Annotated in this window: 3 protein-coding genes; all 3 read left to right on the forward strand. The window is 68.5% G+C overall.

Going from position 1 to position 2,623, the window contains the following annotated elements; translation table 11 throughout:
* Nucleotides 1-887, forward strand: an 887-nt coding sequence (locus DPV74_RS40705; RefSeq protein ID WP_162923314.1) for an RtcB family protein, incomplete at its 5' end; no start/stop codon positions are given.
* 55 nt (nt 888-942) lie between these two features.
* Complete coding sequence (locus tag DPV74_RS40710) at nt 943-1,755, forward strand: nucleotidyltransferase domain-containing protein (RefSeq protein ID WP_119339236.1); 813 nt, start codon at nt 943-945, stop codon at nt 1,753-1,755.
* Nucleotides 1,756-2,012: 257 nt separating this feature from the next.
* On the forward strand, nt 2,013-2,623 hold a 611-nt coding region (locus tag DPV74_RS40715; protein ID WP_119339237.1), incomplete at its 3' end, for a DUF1176 domain-containing protein.

A 2,623-nucleotide genomic window follows, 5' to 3' on the forward strand; every position in this document is an offset into this window, starting at 1 on the left:
ACGGCCGCGCGCCGGGCCGCCGCGATCCGGGCGCGTGGGGCGACCGCACGCCGGCCGCCGTGACCGAATCGTGGAAGTCGCTGCAACCGGGCTTCCAGCGGATCGTCGACAAGTATCCGAAGCTGGAAAAGACGAACCACTACGCGCATCTCGGCACGCTCGGCACCGGCAACCACTTCATCGAAGTGTGCGTCGACGAAGCGGACCACGTGTGGTTCATGCTGCACAGCGGCTCGCGCGGCGTCGGCAATGCGATCGGCAGCCTGTTCATCGAACTCGCGCAGGCCGACATGCGGCAGCACATCGCGAACCTGCCGGATCGCAACCTCGCGTATTTCACCGAGGGCAGCCGCCACTTCGACGACTACGTCGAGGCGGTCGGCTGGGCGCAGGACTATGCGCGGCGCAACCGGCAGGCGATGATGGATGCGGTGATCGGCGCGGCGCGCGGCGTGATCGCGAAGCCGTTCTCGGTCGACGAACACGCGGTGAACTGCCACCACAACTATGTGCAGCGCGAACGCCATTTCGGCGAAGACGTGCTCGTGACGCGCAAGGGTGCGGTGTCCGCGCAGAAGGGGCAGCTCGGGATCATTCCGGGCTCGATGGGTGCGAAGAGCTTCATCGTGCGCGGGCTCGGCAACCCGGAAAGCTTCTGCTCGTGCAGCCACGGCGCGGGCCGGACGATGAGCCGCACCGAAGCGAAGCGCCGCTTCACGGTCGACGATCAGGTGAAGGCGACCCAGGGCGTCGAATGCCGGAAGGACTCGGGCGTCGTCGACGAAATCCCGATGGCCTACAAGGACATCGACGCGGTGATGGCAGCCCAGCGCAGCCTCGTCGAAGTGGTGCATACGCTGCGCCAGGTGGTGTGCGTGAAAGGATAGCGCGGTGCGCGGCCGATGGCCGGCGGCCGCGCGCAACGAGAGAGAAACGACAATCATGAAAACGGAACAACTGACTGCCGTGCGCAGTGCGCACCCGGTCGACCCGGCCGTGCGGGCGCGCGTGATGGCTGAGCTCGCGGAAGTCGAGCGCCGCCATGACGTGAGCGTGCTGTTCGCGTGCGAATCGGGCAGCCGCGGCTGGGGATTCGCCTCGCCGGACAGCGACTACGACGTGCGCTTCGTGTATGCGCACCGGCGCGACTGGTACCTGAGCGTCGAAGCGCAACGCGACGTGATCGAGCGGCCGCTCGACGACGAGCTGGACGTCAGCGGCTGGGAACTGCGCAAGGCGCTGCAACTGCTGCGCCGCTCGAACCCGACGCTGCTCGAATGGCTCGACTCGCCCGTCGTGTATCGCGAAGACGTGCGCTGGGCGCCGCGGCTCAGGTCGCTGGCGTCGGCGTTCTTCTCGCCGGTGCGCGGGCGTCATCACTACCTCGCGATGGCGAAGAAGAACTTTCGCGGCTATCTGCAAGGCGACACGGTGCGTTACAAGAAATACTTGTACGTGCTGCGGCCGCTGCTCGCGGTGCGCTGGATCGACGCGGGGCTCGGGATGCCGCCGATGCGTTTCGCGGCGCTCGTCGACGGCACCGTGCACGAGCCGTCGGTGCGCGCGGAGCTCGACGCGCTACTCGCGCTGAAGATGAGCGCGAATGAAAGCGAATACGGGCCGCGCCGGCCGGCGATCCACGCGCTCGTCGAGACGATGCTCGCCGATGCCGAACACGATCGCGAATACAAGCGGCCGTGGGGCGACGTGGCGATGCTCGACGCGTTCCTGCGCGACGTGGTCGACGCACGATGAAAAGCGAACGGCGCGATGCCTGCGGGCATCGCGCCGTTTGCGCATCCGTGCACGTGCGCCCCGTGCCGGCCAGCAACGTACGTGCCCGCACACGACGCGCCGCCGCCGCGATCGGCGCCCATTGCGGCTGTATACTCGAAACCGTTCCGCAAAGCTCGCCCCTGCATGCGCCGCTGCCTTCGACCGCCCCGCTTGCTGACGATGCGCTTGCAGTCCGACGTCTTGCGCCCGCCCATCCACAGTCGATACGAACCGTCATGTCGCACCGCCTTTCGCTCGCCATCGCCGCCCTCCTCGCCGTTTCCCCGATCGTTGCCCAGGCCCGTCCGCTCACGCGGCCGCCGGTCGAGCGCGACTTCAAGAACTGGTCGGTCGTCTGCGACAACGTCAATCGTTGCATTGCCGAAAGCCATGCCGACGACATCGACGACTCGCGCACCAGCATCATCCTGCGCGTGACGCGCGATGCCGGCCCGGACGCGCAAGCCTCGCTCGCCCTCTATTCGTCGGCGCCGCTGGACCTGCGCACCGCACGCGCGGACGGCCGCCCGTTCGATGCGATGGCGGCCCAGTGGCATGCGTTCGGCGGCAAACCGGACGACGACGAAGCACACCCGTTCCGGATCCGCACCGACGATCCGGCAACGGTTGCCGCATGGCTCACCGCGGCGCGCAACGCGCAACTGCTGAGCTTCGGCGATCCGGCGTCGGCGCAAACCGCCCGGACGCCGTTGACGGGGTTGAACGCCGCGCTGCTGCTGATCGACGACACGCAGGGCCGGGTCGGCACGACGACGGCGCTGCTGCGCCCCGGCAACCGGCCCGCGTCGTCGGTGCCGGCCGCGCCGGCACTGCCGCCCGCCGTCGT

The organism is Burkholderia sp. HAN2018 (assembly GCF_024704855.1).
GTDB lineage: Bacteria > Pseudomonadota > Gammaproteobacteria > Burkholderiales > Burkholderiaceae > Burkholderia > Burkholderia cepacia.